This window comes from Algicella marina (assembly GCF_009931615.1).
GTDB lineage: Bacteria > Pseudomonadota > Alphaproteobacteria > Rhodobacterales > Rhodobacteraceae > Algicella > Algicella marina.
Genome location: NZ_CP046620.1, coordinates 778,759 through 793,633, shown reverse-complemented (window position 1 = coordinate 793,633; position 14,875 = coordinate 778,759). Strand labels below are relative to the sequence as shown.

Here is a 14,875-nt window from a genome sequence, read left to right as displayed (position 1 = left end):
ACGGCAATGGTATTCGATCTCGCATTCATCTGGGCCGGACTCATTGCTTTCGCAGTGCTTGTATACGTAATTCTCGACGGTTTCGACCTTGGAATCGGCATTGTCTTCCCTTTCGCCCGAAACGAAGGCGAAAGAGATCTGATGATGAACACTGTTGCCCCCGTCTGGGACGGTAACGAGACCTGGCTGGTACTTGGCGGTGGCGGGCTGTTCGCCGTCTTCCCGCTTGCTTATGCCGTTGTCATGCCGGCACTCTACATGCCCATCACGCTCATGCTGCTGGCACTGGTGTTTCGCGGCGTGTCCTTCGAGTACCGCTGGCGCACACACCGCTGGAAACATGTGTGGGACAAAGCATTTATCGGCGGCTCGCTTGTCGCTGCCCTTTGCCAGGGCATTGCTCTCGGCGCCCTGGTGCAGGGTATCGAAGTCGAAAATCGCGCCTATGCCGGTGGCTGGTTCGACTGGCTCACGCCATTTTCAATCCTGACCGGCTTCGCGGTGGTGGTCGGTTACGCCCTGCTTGGTGCGACCTGGCTGGTTATGAAGACGGAAGGCGAAATCCACGACCGGATGCAGGGGCATTCGAGGGTTCTCGGCATCGCAACACTCGTACTCATCGGCGTGGTCAGCGTCGCCACTCCATTTTTGGAGCCAGTCTATTTCAGTCGTTGGTTCAGTTTGCCGGGCAGCGCCTGGTCGCTGTGTGTGCCGATCCTGATGCTTGGCCTTGCATGGTCGTTCTTCACGGCCCTGGCGAGAGGTAGAGACACGCAGCCGTTCCTCTCGGCGCTCGGCTTTTTCGTAGTCTCCTTCATCGGCATCGGCATCAGCTTCTACCCGATGATGGTACCGCCTTCGCTAACGATCTGGCAGGCAGCGGCACCTGATTCCAGCCTTGCCTTCGCACTGGTCGGCGCTCTGGTGCTTGTCCCACTGATCCTCGCCTATACCGCATATGCCTATTGGGTTTTCCGCGGCAAGATCGACCCGTCCGAAGGTTATCACTGATGCGCCAGGACCTGCTCAGAAAATGGGCCTGGTTCATCGGCATCTGGCTCGCAAGCGTTCTCACCCTTGGTATCGTCGCCTACGTAATCCGGCTGGCAATCGGCGTTTGAGGCACCCTCAGTCGAGTTGGTCGAGAAGCCTGTCCATGCCGAAGCCGATGACCTCCCGGATGGCCACTGAGGCCGCTTCGGTATCTCCCGCCTCGATTGCATCAACCACCAGCCCGTGGGCGGCGGCCACCGTCGCCTGCGTCTCGTCCTTCTCTGCGGGCGAACTCAGGCGAAAGGTCGTCAACAGTGCCGCCTCGATCAGACCTCCGACGGAAAACAGAAACGGGTTGCCGGACTCCTCTAGTATCTTGCGATGGAACGCCAGATCGGCGAGAGCGAAGGCCTTGTCATCCACTGCTTCCGCCATCTCCCGTACATGATCGCGCATTGCAGCAACTGCCTCTCTCCCCGCCTTTTCCGCCGCCAGCGAAGCCGCAAATGGCTCGATTGTCTGGCGGATCTGAAACAGATCATGCAGGAACTGGCGGTTGACACCACTGTCCAGAAACCAGCCCAGCACATCGCTGTCAAAATGGTTCCACCGGCTGCGAGAGGTGACTTTTGTGCCGATCCTCGCCCGCGCCACAACCATGCCCTTGGCCCCGAGAGTTTTCATCGCCTCGCGCAACACGGTTCGCGACACACCAAACCGAGCGGCGAGATCTTCGTCGCGTGGCAGTATATCGCCCTCGGCAATGGTCCCTGCAACGATTTCCCGCCCAAGCGTATCGACCACTTGCGCATGAGAGTTGCGCAACAGATTGGCCTCAAGCCCTTCCCGTAAGAGGCCAGTCATGCCGAAACAGGGCGAACACCGTGCCGCCCTTGACCAAGCCGCAGAAGCCCTTTCTGCAAAACGATGAAAAGGAACAACAGCGCACCTATCACGATCTTCGTCCACCAACTGGATAAGGAACCGTCAAACACGATATAGGTCTGAATCAGGCCCATTGTCAGCACTCCGATCAGCGTGCCAAGCACGTATCCACTACCCCCTGTCAACAACGTTCCGCCGATCACTACCGCCGCGATGGCGTTGAGTTCGACACCCACCGTGGCCAGAGGATAGCCCGCCGAGGTATAGATTGCGAAGACGATACCTGCCAATCCGGCCATAAAACCGGAGAATGCGTAGATCAGCACCGTGGTCCGCCCCACCGCGACGCCCATCAACCGCGCCGTCGCCACGCCGCCGCCCAGTGCGAAAACATTCGCACCGAACCGCGTGCGATGCGCCACGATCATCCCCACAACCACCGAGGCCAGCATTATGACGCCGATCAGCGTCAGTCGCCCCTTTCCAGGCATCAGGTAATATGCCCGTTGCAGGCTCTCGAATACCGGATGGTCAATGGGAACTGAATCGATCGTCAGCAGGTAGGCCGCGCCCCGCGCGAGAAACATACCCGCAAGCGTCACGATGAAAGGTGGCATCTCCAGAAGGTGGATCATTCCTCCCATGAACGCTCCGAAGACCGTGGTGATCAGAAGAAGCAACGCAAATACCGCCACAGGATGCAGGCTCGTGTCGCGCAGCATCACCGCAATAAATACGCCAGCGAAAGCGATGACGGAGCCCACCGACAGGTCGATGCCGCCAGAGATGATGACAATCGTCATACCCACCGCGGCGATGCCGAGATACGCATTATCCGTCAATAGGTTACCGATCACGCGTGTCGACAGCATCGCGGGAAACTGGCTGTAGCAGATCGCATAGGCCACGAGAAAGATGCCTATGGTGGCATAGAGTGGCAGGGCCCGCGCGTTCATTTCGCCACCTCCCGCCGCGAAGTCGATCTTGCAAGTGCCGCCTCGCGCCGCAACCGCGCTTTTGCCATCACCTCACCGAAGCTCGGCGACTGCAGGACCAGGATCGTCAGGATCAGCCCCGCCTTGATCACCAGGTTGAACTCTGGCGGAAATCCGGCGAGCAGGATACCCGTGTTGATCGCCTGGATAACCATCGCACCGATCAGTGAGGCGAGGATCGCAAACCGGCCGCCGAGCAGCGAGTTTCCACCGATCACCACTGCTAGAATCGCGTCGAGTTCCAGCCACAGCCCCGCATTGTTTGCATCCGCGCCACGAATGTCGGCGGCGACAATCACGCCGGCGATGGCGGCGCACAGGCCTGATGCCATGTAGACGGCGATCAAAAGCACACGCGCATTGATACCAGCTAACTGGCTGGCCCGCATATTGACCCCGATAGCCTCGATCAGCATTCCCAGCGCCGTCCGTCGGACAATCAGCCCGGCAACTACACCGGCCAACGCCCAGATCAGAAACGGCACGGGAAGACCGAGCAGGTCGCCGGAACCGATGAACGCCAGCCCCTCGTGGGAAAAAGTCAGTATTCGTCCCTCGGTAATAAGCTGCGCCACCCCACGACCGGCCACCATCAGGATCAGCGTAGCCACGATCGGCTGGATGCCCAGCAGTGCGACGAGCAGTCCGTTCCACAGCCCGCACGCAAGCCCGGCCAGCATCGCAAGTGCCAGTGCCGCGAAAAGTCCCAAACCATTGGCGACGGAGGCAGCAGCGACGGCTGCGCAAATCGCCATGATCGCACCGACAGACAGGTCTATGCCCTTGGTCGCGATGACCAGTGTCATGCCAATCGCCAACAATGCGACCGGTGCGCCACGTTTCAGGATGTCGATCAGGCTGCCCACCAAGCGGCCGTCAACCAATTCGATCTGCAGAAAGCCGGGAAAGACCATCACCGTCAGCGCCAGGACGGCGCAGAGGGTCAGAAGTTGGGGCGCAACGCGCCGCAGCAACATCATTGTACTGTCTCCCCCGCAATCGCATCGACAATCCGCTCGGCGCGAATGTCGCCACCCGTGAGTTCGGCCACGTGGGACCGGTCCCGTACGACGATCACCCTGTCGGAAACGGCGACCAGCTCTTCGAGTTCGGACGAAATCAGCAGGATGGACATCCCCTGCTCCACCACATCCTCGATCAAACGCAGTATCTCGGCATGTGCGCCGACATCAATTCCCCTCGTCGGCTCGTCAAGGATCAGAAACCGCGGGTTCATCGCCAGCCAGCGCGCAAGAATTGCCTTCTGCTGGTTGCCACCGGAAAGCTGGCCCAACGGCTTCTCGCTGTTTGGTGTCCTGATATCGAGCTTGCGAATGTATTCGTCGGCCAATCGCTGTTGTTCCGCACGCGGCAAGGGCCGCGCCCAACCGCGCCGCGCCTGCAGCGCCAGCACAATGTTTTCCCGCACACTCAGATCGCCAACGATTCCGTCCGTCTTCCGGTCCTCCGGCGCGAACCCGAACCCCGCGGCAATCGCCGCTCTCGGCGAATTCAATCGCACCGGGCCGTTTCCATCGACGCATTCACCACTATCGGCTACTGCGCTGCCGAACATTACCTCCGCTGTCTCCGTCCGGCCGGAACCCAGCAATCCCGCCATGCCAAGAGTTTCTCCGGCCTCGATCCGCAGGTCGAACGGCTCGACATGGCCGCGCCGGCCAAAGCCATTGAATGTGATCGCCTTGCCTCCCGCACCCGCTTCCTTACGTTCCGGTCGGCGGCGTTCCACTTCTTCCAGGTCATGGCCGAGCATCAGGTTCACCAGCCGTACCCGGTCCAGCCCCTCGGCATTCTCGGTCGCAATCAACTGGCCATTTCGCAGCACAGTCATTCGATCGGAAATGGAAAAAACCTGGTCGAGAAAGTGAGAAATGAACACGATCCCCAATCCTCGTTCCTTCAGCCCACGCACCACGTCAAACAGCATGGCCACCTCGCGCGCGTCGAGGCTCGCCGTCGGCTCATCCAGGATCAGCACCTTCCCCGAAAGGTCTACAGCGCGGGCTATGGCAATGATCTGCTGTATGGCTATCGAATAGCTGGACAGATCTCTACGAACATCGATATCAAGCCCATAGCCGTCCAGCATCGCTTCTGCATCCCGCAACTGTGCCCGTCGATTGACGATGCCGAAACGTCCCGGTTGGCGGCCTAGTGTCAGGTTCTCTGCCACGCTCATGTTCGGCAACAGGTTCACTTCCTGATAGACCGTGCCGATGCCCAGATCCTGCGCATCCTGCGTGCTCTCCGGCGAAACCTCACGGCCTTCCATGGCGATGGTTCCCGCATCTCTGCGGTATGCCCCTGTCAGACATTTGATTAGTGTCGATTTTCCGGCGCCGTTCTCGCCCAGCAAGGCGTGCACTTCCCCGGCCCGAAGGTCAAAATCGACATCGTCCAGCGCCACCGTCCCCGGAAACGTCTTTCGCAGCGCCCGTACCTGCAGCAGCGATCTCTCGTCAGCCAATTCCGAACCCCTTACCCGCTCATCCAATCTGCCGTCGCATAACGGGTCCGGGCCAGCGTTGCTGCTGGCCCGGACCTCATATCACACGTTTAGGATCAGTAGCCGAGACCCTTGCGGCGATCATACTCGCCCTGCGGGTCGTCCGCCTGCGTGTAGAGCTTGGATTCGGTCTGGATGAACTTCTCGGGCATTGTGCCATCCGTCATGTACGCCTTCAGGGCGTCGAATGCCGGGCCTGCCATGTTCGGCGTCAGTTCCACAGTTGCATTGGCTTCACCAGCTGCCATCGCCAGGAAGATGTCCGGCACCGCGTCGATGGAAACGACAAGGATATCCTCGCCGGGCTTCAAACCGGCTTCCTTGATTGCCTGAATTGCACCGACGGCCATGTCATCATTATGTGCATAGAGCGCACAGATGTCTGCGCCACCATTTTCGGCCTGTAAAAAGCTCTCCATCACTTCCTTGCCACGCGACCGAGTGAAATCACCGGTCTGGCTGCGCACGATCTCAATATTGCCATGGTCGGCAATCGCCTGTTCAAACCCGGTTTTGCGGTCGATCGCCGGCGAAGAACCGGTCGTGCCCTGCAATTCAACCACGCGGCACTCTTCGCCCGCAACTGTATCCACAAGCCATTGTCCGGCGACGCTGCCTTCATGCACAAGGTCGGAGCCAACAGCCGTGAGGTACAGGTCATCCGAGGAATCCACCTGCCTGTCCAACAGAACAACAGGGATTTCGGCCTCCTTTGCCTCCTCCAGAACTGCGTCCCAACCTGTCGCAACAACAGGGGCAAGCAGGATCGCATCGACGCCCTGTGCAACGAACGATCGGACTGCGGCAATCTGGTTTTCCTGCTTCTGCTGCGCATCGGAAAACTTCAGGTCGATCCCGCGTTCTTCTGCCTGCTGTTTTGTCAGCGTGGTTTCCGCCGCACGCCAGCCGGATTCGGAACCGATCTGGCTGAAACCGATGGTCTGCGCACCCGCGATGGTCGTGCTGATGGCCAGGGCTGCCGCCCCGGTCAGAAGTGTCTTCAACATAATGCTATCCTCCCCAGGATATAATTTTTCGACCCGTTCAAGTGAGTCTGTCGAAAATAAATCATACTATATTACTTTAGGGAAGAAAATTTCGAATACCGATCAAGCTGTTGATTTTGTTAAGCTTTCAAAACATTCGGTTCCGCAACACCCTTCATTCAGCCTCAAAGTGACAGCAAACCCGGCCCAATCCTGCGATCTCACCCACCAGTTTCTGTCCCGCTTCAGCGTAGCGTAATCCGGTCAGTGACCCAGTGATAACCAACTGCCCCACTGACAGATCGAGGCTCAGGCTCTCGGCCAAAGTCAGGAATTCCTGCAGCACTTCCCAAGGTCGCCCGGCAGGGTTTGTGACGCCCCCTGAAACAAGAGTCGCGTCATCCAAACGGAGGTCGGCCCAAAGCTCCGTCCCAACCTTGCCGGATGCGCCGACGACCAACCCGCCATTGATCTGGTTGTCCGCCAGCTTCCACAGCGCCCCACATCCAAGCGGATCGACCAGCCTGCTCTCGACAATTTCGATCACCGCCACCGGCGTCACAGTGAGAGCTAGTTTCTCGGCGATATCCGTACCGCCGGTTCGCGGCAAAGGCGTATCGACACGAAAGCCCACTTCCAGTTCGAAGCCTCGCAGCCGACTTCCCTCGAACGGGATGATCGCATCGCTGTCTCGGATCTCCTTGGCGAAAATCGGCGCGGCAATCAAAGGCTCTCCCGGTGATGCTCTGCCGGTCTTGTACCCTCCGATCGGTCCGGCCGCGGCCACCACCCGCGCCTGAATGTCGTAGGCCATCGTAGTCGATACCACCGGCGGCAGGGCTGCCGTATCGGCCAAAATCCCGTTCGAGCGAGCCCTTACGAGAGCCATCGCAATCTCTTCGGCACCGTTCTTCACGGTTTCAGTGCCGTTAACAGGCCGTATGTCTGCGGTTCCCGGTGCAGAGCGAAATCGAAAATGTTGCGCCGGATTTCGGCACAACGGTCTAGGTCGATCTCCGCAGTGATGACCTCGTCCTCAACGCCACCCGCTTTCGCCATAATCTCGCCGGTCGGTGCAACGATCAGACTGCCTCCGATCAGGTCGCAACCTTCCTCGCACCCGGCTTTCGCCGCTGCCAATGCCCAGACCCCGTTCTGGTAGCACCCGGCCTGAATCGACAGCTCGTTGTGGAAATACTGGAGATGGTCATGCTCCGGCGCCGGAGGATAATGCGCCGGCGTGTTATAACCCAGCATCACGAATTCCGCGCCCTGCAACCCCAGCATTCGCCATGTTTCCGGCCAGCGGCGATCATTGCAGATGCACATCCCCGCCTTGCCGCCGAGCGCGTCGAAGACAGGAAAGCCCAGGTCTCCAGTTTCGAAATAACGCTTTTCCAGATGTTGAAAGGGGCGCCAGCTTTCTTCGTCACGATGACCCGGCAGGTGCACCTTGCGGTATTTGCCCAGCAACCGACCACCATCGACCAGAATCGCCGTATTGAAATGTCGGCCGGCATCCGTCCGCTCCGCATAGCCGAGGTGGAACCCCATCCCCAGTTCCTGTGAAAGCTCGAACAGCGGTCGCACCGCCGGCCCCGGCATCTCCGTCTCAAACCATGCCGACAGCGCCTCGCCTTCCAGAAACCACCGCGGAAAGAACGTGGTCAGCGCCAGTTCCGGGAACACCACGACGCGCGCACCCCGTCCCGATGCGTCCCGCATCATCTCGCACATTCGGGCAACCGCCGATGCACGGGTTTCGTCTCGTGCAACCGGTCCCATCTGCGCCACAGCGGCGACCAACTTACGGCGCACGTACGCCTCCCCTGAGGACGGTGGCGGCATCGACCCCGACAATTTTCTGATAGAGCGCCGGATCGGTATCTCCCTCGGTAACGAAGGCCAGCACACGCGACTGGCTATCCAACCCGATGGCTGCGCGCTCTGCCGGCGTCGCCTGCAGGCAGGCACACAGTCCCGCAACGGCCGACTCGCCGGCTACAATAGCGGGATCGCCGCCTTCAGGGCGCGCCAGCGCTCGCATCATCCGCTCCGCCGCGCCGTCTTGCACCGTCATCACCCAGTCGGAATGATCCTTGAGCACTTCCCAGGCCAGCACGGAAATCTCGCCACATGCCAGCCCGGCCTGGATCGTACGGACCGCGCCTTTTGCCGATTGCGGCATGCCCATCGCGAAACTCTCGGCCCAGCAAGCAGCGCCTTCCGGGTCCGCCAGCACGACAACGGGCCGCGCTTTTCCCCAACGGCGTTTGGCCAATCCGGCTACGGCAGCCGCCATACCTCCAACGCCCGTTTGCACGAAAATATGGGTCGGTGGCTGCGTCAGTGCGGCAAACGCCTCGCTGGCCATCAGCTCATACCCCTGCATCACGTCGCGCGGCACATCCTCATATCCCGGCCATGAAGTATCGGAGACCACGAACCAACCTTCGGCGGCAGCCGTCTCGCTCGCGATGCGAACGCTGTCGTCGTAGTCGCCCTTCGTGCGTCGGACCTCTGCCCCGAACCGGGCTATTTCCGCGGCCCGTCCTTCCGATACCGTTTCATGAATGAAGATGACCGCCCGACACCCGAACTGTTGTGCGCCCCAGGCAACGGAGCGCCCATGGTTGCCGTCGGTCGCACAGGCCACAGTGATGGCCGCAACATCGTCTGCCATACTGCCGCCGGTAATCTCTGCAAGAGGAACGGGAAAACCCGATTGCCGCTCCAACTCCCGGCGCAGCACGCAGGCTACCGCATATGCGCCTCCCAACGCCTTGAAACTGCGCAGTCCAAAGCGTGCGCCCTCATCCTTCAAATGCAACGCGGCTACACCCATCCGCTGCGCCAACGTCGGCAGTTCGACCAGGGGCGTGACTTGATAATTTGGCCAGTTCCGGATTGCCGAACCTGCCGCCTGCAACCCTGCGTCGGACAGGATCTCGTCCTGCGCAGCTGTCCATTCGGCATCTCTCCGGGCCGCGGCATTGGCGATCAGCGTCATGACACAGCTATCAATGCATCAACTTCTACTGCTGCGTTCACGGGCAGACTGGACACACAGACTGCCGTTCGCGCATGTCGGCCACGTTCACCAAAGATATCTATGAACAAATTGGAAGCTCCATCGATGATTGCCGGCCCGCGGCCATAACCAGGTTCCGCGTTGACGAAGCCACCTAAACGCAACACCTGATCTACCCGGTCGAGCGACCCCAGTGCCTCCCTAGCACAAAACAACAGGTTCAATGCACACATCTGCGCGGCCTTCTGCATCTCTTCCACGGAAGTTTCTTCCGTTACCGGTCCCAGCCACCTCGGCTCACCGCACCACTCGCATATCTGGCCGGATAGCACGAGCAACCCGTTCCACAAACGGTATTTGACGAAGCTTGCCCGTGGGGGGCATTCCGGCGGCAATTCCAACCCCAAGGCCGCCAGTTTTGCTTCGATCGTTCCGTCGTCCATATCAAGTCTCCGCCATTTCCGGTTCAACCAGCCGTGCGGCCAGCGCCACAAGCGCAAGGTCGCTGCCCGGCGGCCCGATCAGTGAAAGCCCAATCGGCGCGCCGCCAATTCTCACCGCCGGGAACACCACTTGCGGCAGACCGGCAATACCGGCGACGCAAAGCAGACGCCGCGCTGCGTCCGAGAAGGCCATCTGCTGCTCCACCCCGGCATCTGCTCGTAATGGCACGTCGTGCACCACCGGTGCCAGCACTGCCCTTCCTGCCAGCCGGTCAACCAGCTGGCCCGTGATCCGTTCCCGATCATTCCGCGCCTCCGCCTCCATCGCCGGTGTCACGGCCAAGGACGTCGTATAACGTGCCCTGATCATCGGTCCGAGCGGCGGTCGCACCTCCTCGATCCATGGCCCCTGCGTCTCAACGACCTCACGCGACTGCAGGGTGTCGAAACAGGTGTGCATCGTCTCGGCATCCTCGACATACAGATCAACGCCGCCACCGGATAACCGGGCGAACGTGGTCTCCAGCGCCCTCTTAACCTCATCGGGCAGCCGCGCTACCAGATCTTCCGCCAAAAGTGGTTCTTCACCCTCCAGATTGGCGTTATCAGGCCCAAGCAGGGCCGCCGCGACAGCCAGCAGAGTTACCCCATCCCGCGCGAACAGCCCGCCGGTATCGAAACTCGGCACCAGGGGCATGCAGCCGGCAAGGGGTACCCGCCCCCAGGTCGGGCGCAATCCCCACACACCGCAGAAACTTGCCGGCGCCCGCACGGATCCCCCCGTATCGGTACCCAAAGCGAATTCCGCCAGCCCGCCGGCGACTGCCGCCGCACAACCTGATGAAGAGCCTCCCGAAATCCTGTCCGGCGCAGTCGGGTTGATGATGTCACCAAAGTATGGGTTCTTGCCAGTCAATGACCACGCAAGTTCATCTGTCTGGGCCTTGCCCGCGAAGACAGCTCCGGCCTGCAAAAGCCGTGCAACCGCCGGGGCGTGTTGCTCAGCGACCCTGCTTTCCGCCAGTCGAACAGCGTTGCCGCATCCAGTACGGTAACCAGCCACATCGAACAGATCCTTGACCACGAAACGCAAACCGTTGAGTGGGCCGTCGCCAGATGCCACCGGCACCGACGGATACGGCATCAGCGCATTGTAGGGATCCCTCATATCACGTTCTCGGCCTCCAGCACGCAGGCAACCCGCCTTCCCGGAGAGGGCACGATCGTGGGCGGCAACTCGGCGCTGCAAAGGGCTGTCGCCTCCGGGCACCGTGGCGCGAAGGGGCAGAAATCCGGCGGCGCTTCGAGCGTCGGCGGCGCTCCGGGAATGGCATCCAGCCGACTGCCCTTCACCGCCCCGTGCAGGTTGGCCGCGAGCAAGCCGCGAGTGTAGGGATGGCGCGGGTCCTTCATGATCTCGGCTATCGTACCGGTTTCAACGATCGTTCCCGCATACATCACCGCCACCCGGTCGGCGATTTCCACCGCCACCCCGATATCATGGGTCACGAAGATAACCGCCATCCCCATCTCCTGCTGCAACTCGCGCAACAGGAGCAGGATCTGCATCTGCACCGTCGCGTCCAGTGCCGTCGTCGGCTCATCCGCCAGCAGCAATTTCGGCTTGCAGGCCAGCGCCAGTGCGATCATCGCACGCTGTCGCATCCCTCCGGACATCTCATGCGGATAATTTTTCAACCGGCGTTCCGGCGACGGAATACGGACCTTTTCCAACATCTCCAGCGCCCGCGCCATCGCCTGTTTCTGGCTTAGCCCCTCATGCCGCATCACCGTCTCGGCGATCTGCTGGCCGATGGTATAGACCGGGTCCAGCGCCAGCGCCGGATCCTGGAAAATCATCGCCGCCTCACCCCCACGGAAATCTGATAGAGCCCTGCCCTTTAGTGTCAGGATATCCCGCCCATCGAAATTCAGCGTACCACCGATCCGCGTTCGTTTGCCCGGAAGCAGTCGCATGAGTGCCTTCATCGTCACCGATTTTCCGGAACCGCTCTCGCCCAGCAACGCGACGACCTCACCTTTTTTCAGATCAAGGCTCACGTCGTTCACGGCATGTACCGTGCGTTCCCCGGAAAACCGGACTGTCAGATTCTTCATTTCGACCAGATTGCTCATGCCGCCACCTTGCCATGGCCCGAGGCCGGATCATGCATGTGGCAGGCCACCTGGTGGCCCTCAGAAATCGTCATTGCCCGCGGCTTTGCCTGTGCACAGACGCTTTCCGCGAACGGGCAACGGGTATGGAACCGGCAGCCAGTGGGCGGATCGATGGGGTTGGGCGGGTCACCTGCAAGTGGTGGCACCTCCGTCCGCGCCTCCGGGTCCATCGACGGCATCGCCGAAAAAAGTGCGGCCGTATAGGGATGCGCCTGCCGCTCGTAGAGCGCCTCCGCCGGGCCGATCTCCACCACTTCGCCTAGATACATCACCATTAGCCTGTCGGAGATGAAGCGCACGACGTTGAGATCGTGACTGATAAACATGTAGGTCAGATCGAAATCGCGGCGCAGGTCCGCAAGCAGGTTCAGCACCTGTGCTTCCACTGACTTGTCGAGCGCCGAGACAGCCTCGTCGAGGATCACCAGCCGCGGCCGCATCGCCAGCGCCCGACCGATGTTCACCCGCTGCCGTTGCCCACCTGACAGCTCATGCGGGTATCGGCCGGCAAACCGCCCAGGGTCCAGCCCGATCCGTTCCAGCAGGTCCAGCGCAATCCGCCTGGCCTCCCCCGGATCGACACCGTTGACCTTCGGGCCGAAAGCAATCGACTCCTCGATGGTCAGCCGCGGGTTCAAAGAGGCATAGCTGTCCTGAAACACCATCTGCACACCACGGCGTAGCTCCCGCATCGAAAGCTCTTCGCCCAGTTGCTGACCGTCGAACAGCATACGGCCCGATGTCACCGGCGCCAATCCAATCAGCAGCCGCGCAGTCGTGGACTTGCCGCAACCCGATTCACCGACAACACCAAGCGTTTCGCCCTTGGCCACGGTAAAGCTGACGCCATCGACGGCTCTCACAACCTTTTTCGGGGCGAAGGCCCCGGCACGTACCGGGAAGTGGCAGGTCAGATTGTCAGCCGTCACCAGCGGTTGGCGCGGCCCACCCTTGTCCTTCAAACCCAGAGTCTGTTTCTCACTGACGGACATTCATGGCACTCCTCAGGCCGTCGCTCAGCAGGTTCAGGCAAAGCGAAGTTATGAAGATCATCACGCCCGGAAGCGCGGCGACCCAGGGATTGATGTAGATGGCGGTGCGCAAAGTATTGAGCATCAGCCCCCATTCAGGCTCCGGCGGCTTCACCCCCAACCCAAGGAACGACAGCCCTGCCGCGATAATCATGCAGACGGATGTCAACGACGTGGCATAGACGAAGATCGGCCCCATCACGTTTCCCAGAACGTGCACTCGAACGATGGTAAAGTCCCCGGCCCCCGTCGCGCGCGCGGCATCGACATAATCCAGCGCCCGGACAGAGGCGGTGACGCTTTCCGCCACCCGTGTGATCGGTGGAATGAACACGATGGTCAGAGACACCAGCGAGTTGGTAATGCCTGCGCCCAGCGCTCCGGATATGGCAATCGCCAGCAGGATCGACGGGAAGGCAAAGAACACATCCACCGTTCGCATGATGATGGTGTTGATCCAGCCGCCGACATAGCCCGCGATCAATCCCAGCGACGTGCCAATAAGAAAGGCCAGAACCACCGGCGTAATGCCTATAAAAAGGGTCAACCTGCCGCCGTAGATCAATCGGGCCAGCATATCGCGACCCAGTTCGTCTGTGCCCAGCGGGTGGCCCTCGGTCCCGATGGGTTTCAAGCGTGTCATCATTGACCCCGTATAAGGGTCTGCCATCCCCAGCCATGGCGCGAAAATCGCACCCAGAACGAGCAGGCTCAGCAGCCCTGCACAAACCAGGGAGACAGGATCGCGCCGAAGGCGGCGCCACACGCCGGCCCAATATCCGCGCGACGGCTGCAACGGCGCTTCCACAGCGATGGTCGTGTCGTCGGCAACGTCGGTCATGCGCGCTTGATCCTTGGGTCGATGAAGGATTGCGCCAAGTCTACCAGAAGGTTCAGCGCGACGAAGAACATGGCCAGCACGAGTATCGTTCCCTGCAGCATCGGCAGGTCCCTTTGCAGGATAGCCACGGACAGCAGGTAACCTGACCCGGGCCAATTGAAGACCGTCTCTATCAGGATCGAACCACCCAGCAGATAGCCCAGTTGCAACCCTATGACAGACAACGCGGTCGGTGCAGCATTGCGAGCGACATGTGCCAGCACCCCTCTTCGGGTCATGCCCTTGGCCACCAGCGCCTGCACGAAATCCTGATCGAGAATATCGGCCACGAGGGCCCGTGTGGTCCGCATGACGATGCCCATCGGAACCACCGCCAGCGTTATCGCCGGCAGCACCAGGTGTTTCATGTGCGCCCAGTCCCACGACCAATCGGAGGATCCGCCCGGCCCCGCCCCCATGGACGGCAGCCAGCCGAGCGTCACCGAGAAGATGATCACCAGCACCATGCCCAGCCAGTAGTTCGGGGTGGAAACGCCCCCGATGGCGACGGCCGTCACAAGCCGGTCCCAGACCGTATTGTTCAGATAACCAGCCATGAACCCAAACAGCAGCCCCAGGGGAAACCCGATCAGGCTCGCCGCCGCAGCCAGCAGCAGTGTGTTGCCCACAGCCCGGCCCACTTCCCTCGCCACCGGTCTGCCCGTCGCGATGGATTTACCCAGATCACCCTGTAAGGCGTTGCCCAGCCAGATGCCGAACTGCACCGGCAAGGGCTTGTCGAAGCCATACTCGGCCCGCATCTCCGCCTCCTGTTCCGCGGTGGCGTCGATCGGCATTACCGCCACCAGCGGATCACCCGGCGCGATATGGACAAGCAGAAAACAGATCAGGCTGACCCCGAGGCCAACAGGAATCACATAGACGAGGCGGCGAAAAAGATATCCAAGCATGGCGATCGGAAGGGG

16 protein-coding genes are annotated in these 14,875 nt (G+C 60.8%); 2 read left to right on the top strand and 14 right to left on the bottom strand.

Annotated features, from left to right (window positions below; all coding sequences use genetic code 11):
- Positions 1-6: 6 nt before the first annotated feature.
- Both cydB and GO499_RS03910 read left to right on the top strand, forming a co-directional pair.
- Positions 7-1,011, top strand: coding sequence for a cytochrome d ubiquinol oxidase subunit II (gene cydB, locus GO499_RS03915; protein ID WP_161860962.1), 1,005 nt, complete (start codon positions 7-9; stop codon positions 1,009-1,011).
- The gene (locus tag GO499_RS03910) at positions 1,011-1,121 is read left to right on the top strand and encodes a DUF2474 family protein (protein WP_161860961.1); all 111 of its coding nucleotides are present in this window, start codon (positions 1,011-1,013) and stop codon (positions 1,119-1,121) included. Before cydB ends, GO499_RS03910 begins: the two co-directional genes overlap by 1 nt.
- 7 nt (positions 1,122-1,128) lie before the next feature.
- Here GO499_RS03910 and GO499_RS03905 read toward each other — a convergent pair whose 3' ends face one another.
- The 14 genes from GO499_RS03905 to GO499_RS03840 form a co-directional block, all read right to left on the bottom strand.
- Positions 1,129-1,818, bottom strand: a complete 690-nt coding sequence (locus GO499_RS03905; RefSeq protein WP_284154885.1) for a FadR/GntR family transcriptional regulator — start codon at positions 1,816-1,818, stop codon at positions 1,129-1,131.
- Between the two features lie 35 nt (positions 1,819-1,853).
- A complete protein-coding gene (yjfF, locus tag GO499_RS03900; protein ID WP_161860959.1) occupies positions 1,854-2,834 on the bottom strand; it encodes a galactofuranose ABC transporter, permease protein YjfF in 981 nt (326 codons plus the stop codon).
- Positions 2,831-3,853, bottom strand: a complete 1,023-nt coding sequence (locus GO499_RS03895) for an ABC transporter permease (protein WP_161860958.1) — start codon at positions 3,851-3,853, stop codon at positions 2,831-2,833. The genes yjfF and GO499_RS03895 overlap by 4 nt, the downstream gene beginning before the upstream one ends.
- Positions 3,850-5,361 carry a sugar ABC transporter ATP-binding protein gene (locus GO499_RS03890; RefSeq protein ID WP_161860957.1) on the bottom strand — a complete coding sequence of 504 codons (1,512 nt, stop codon included), beginning with the start codon at positions 5,359-5,361 and terminating at the stop codon, positions 3,850-3,852. The genes GO499_RS03895 and GO499_RS03890 overlap by 4 nt, the downstream gene beginning before the upstream one ends.
- Positions 5,362-5,456: 95 nt before the next feature.
- Complete coding sequence (gene ytfQ, locus GO499_RS03885) at positions 5,457-6,407, bottom strand: galactofuranose ABC transporter, galactofuranose-binding protein YtfQ (RefSeq protein WP_161860956.1); 951 nt, start codon at positions 6,405-6,407, stop codon at positions 5,457-5,459.
- A gap of 154 nt (positions 6,408-6,561) precedes the next feature.
- Positions 6,562-7,275 carry a hypothetical protein gene (locus tag GO499_RS03880; protein WP_161860955.1) on the bottom strand — a complete coding sequence of 238 codons (714 nt, stop codon included), beginning with the start codon at positions 7,273-7,275 and terminating at the stop codon, positions 6,562-6,564.
- 23 nt (positions 7,276-7,298) lie between these two features.
- Entirely contained in the window at positions 7,299-8,204 is a 906-nt protein-coding gene (locus tag GO499_RS03875; RefSeq protein WP_161860954.1) for an N-carbamoyl-D-amino-acid hydrolase, read from the bottom strand.
- Entirely contained in the window at positions 8,194-9,396 is a 1,203-nt protein-coding gene (locus tag GO499_RS03870; RefSeq protein WP_161860953.1) for a diaminopropionate ammonia-lyase, read from the bottom strand. The genes GO499_RS03875 and GO499_RS03870 overlap by 11 nt, the downstream gene beginning before the upstream one ends.
- Positions 9,393-9,860 (bottom strand): RidA family protein, encoded by a 468-nt coding sequence (locus GO499_RS03865; protein ID WP_161860952.1) that lies wholly within the window; start codon positions 9,858-9,860, stop codon positions 9,393-9,395. The genes GO499_RS03870 and GO499_RS03865 overlap by 4 nt, the downstream gene beginning before the upstream one ends.
- A gap of 1 nt (position 9,861) precedes the next feature.
- Positions 9,862-11,028, bottom strand: a complete 1,167-nt coding sequence (locus tag GO499_RS03860; RefSeq protein WP_161860951.1) for an amidase — start codon at positions 11,026-11,028, stop codon at positions 9,862-9,864.
- A complete protein-coding gene (locus GO499_RS03855; protein ID WP_161860950.1) occupies positions 11,025-11,996 on the bottom strand; it encodes an ABC transporter ATP-binding protein in 972 nt (323 codons plus the stop codon). Before GO499_RS03855 ends, GO499_RS03860 begins: the two co-directional genes overlap by 4 nt.
- Positions 11,993-13,030 (bottom strand): ABC transporter ATP-binding protein, encoded by a 1,038-nt coding sequence (locus GO499_RS03850; RefSeq protein ID WP_161860949.1) that lies wholly within the window; start codon positions 13,028-13,030, stop codon positions 11,993-11,995. Before GO499_RS03850 ends, GO499_RS03855 begins: the two co-directional genes overlap by 4 nt.
- Positions 13,017-13,910, bottom strand: a complete 894-nt coding sequence (locus GO499_RS03845) for an ABC transporter permease (RefSeq protein ID WP_161860948.1) — start codon at positions 13,908-13,910, stop codon at positions 13,017-13,019. Before GO499_RS03845 ends, GO499_RS03850 begins: the two co-directional genes overlap by 14 nt.
- The gene (locus GO499_RS03840; RefSeq protein ID WP_161860947.1) at positions 13,907-14,860 is read right to left on the bottom strand and encodes an ABC transporter permease; all 954 of its coding nucleotides are present in this window, start codon (positions 14,858-14,860) and stop codon (positions 13,907-13,909) included. Before GO499_RS03840 ends, GO499_RS03845 begins: the two co-directional genes overlap by 4 nt.
- Positions 14,861-14,875: the final 15 nt, after the last annotated feature.

Excerpts from the sequence above, each read along its gene's own strand:
- cydB (WP_161860962.1), top strand. The coding sequence starts at position 7 with ATGGTATTCGATCTCGCATTCATCTGGGCCGGACTCATTGCTTTCGCA.
- GO499_RS03910 (WP_161860961.1), top strand. The coding sequence starts at position 1,011 with ATGCGCCAGGACCTGCTCAGAAAATGGGCCTGGTTCATCGGCATCTGG.
- yjfF (WP_161860959.1), bottom strand. The coding sequence starts at position 2,834 with ATGAACGCGCGGGCCCTGCCACTCTATGCCACCATAGGCATCTTTCTC.
- GO499_RS03895 (WP_161860958.1), bottom strand. The coding sequence starts at position 3,853 with ATGATGTTGCTGCGGCGCGTTGCGCCCCAACTTCTGACCCTCTGCGCC.
- ytfQ (WP_161860956.1), bottom strand. The coding sequence starts at position 6,407 with ATGTTGAAGACACTTCTGACCGGGGCGGCAGCCCTGGCCATCAGCACG.
- GO499_RS03880 (WP_161860955.1), bottom strand. The coding sequence starts at position 7,275 with ATGGCTCTCGTAAGGGCTCGCTCGAACGGGATTTTGGCCGATACGGCA.
- GO499_RS03870 (WP_161860953.1), bottom strand. The coding sequence starts at position 9,396 with ATGACGCTGATCGCCAATGCCGCGGCCCGGAGAGATGCCGAATGGACA.
- GO499_RS03865 (WP_161860952.1), bottom strand. The coding sequence starts at position 9,860 with ATGGACGACGGAACGATCGAAGCAAAACTGGCGGCCTTGGGGTTGGAA.
- GO499_RS03860 (WP_161860951.1), bottom strand. The coding sequence starts at position 11,028 with ATGAGGGATCCCTACAATGCGCTGATGCCGTATCCGTCGGTGCCGGTG.
- GO499_RS03855 (WP_161860950.1), bottom strand. The coding sequence starts at position 11,996 with ATGAGCAATCTGGTCGAAATGAAGAATCTGACAGTCCGGTTTTCCGGG.
- GO499_RS03850 (WP_161860949.1), bottom strand. The coding sequence starts at position 13,030 with ATGTCCGTCAGTGAGAAACAGACTCTGGGTTTGAAGGACAAGGGTGGG.
- GO499_RS03845 (WP_161860948.1), bottom strand. The coding sequence starts at position 13,910 with ATGACCGACGTTGCCGACGACACGACCATCGCTGTGGAAGCGCCGTTG.
- GO499_RS03840 (WP_161860947.1), bottom strand. The coding sequence starts at position 14,860 with ATGCTTGGATATCTTTTTCGCCGCCTCGTCTATGTGATTCCTGTTGGC.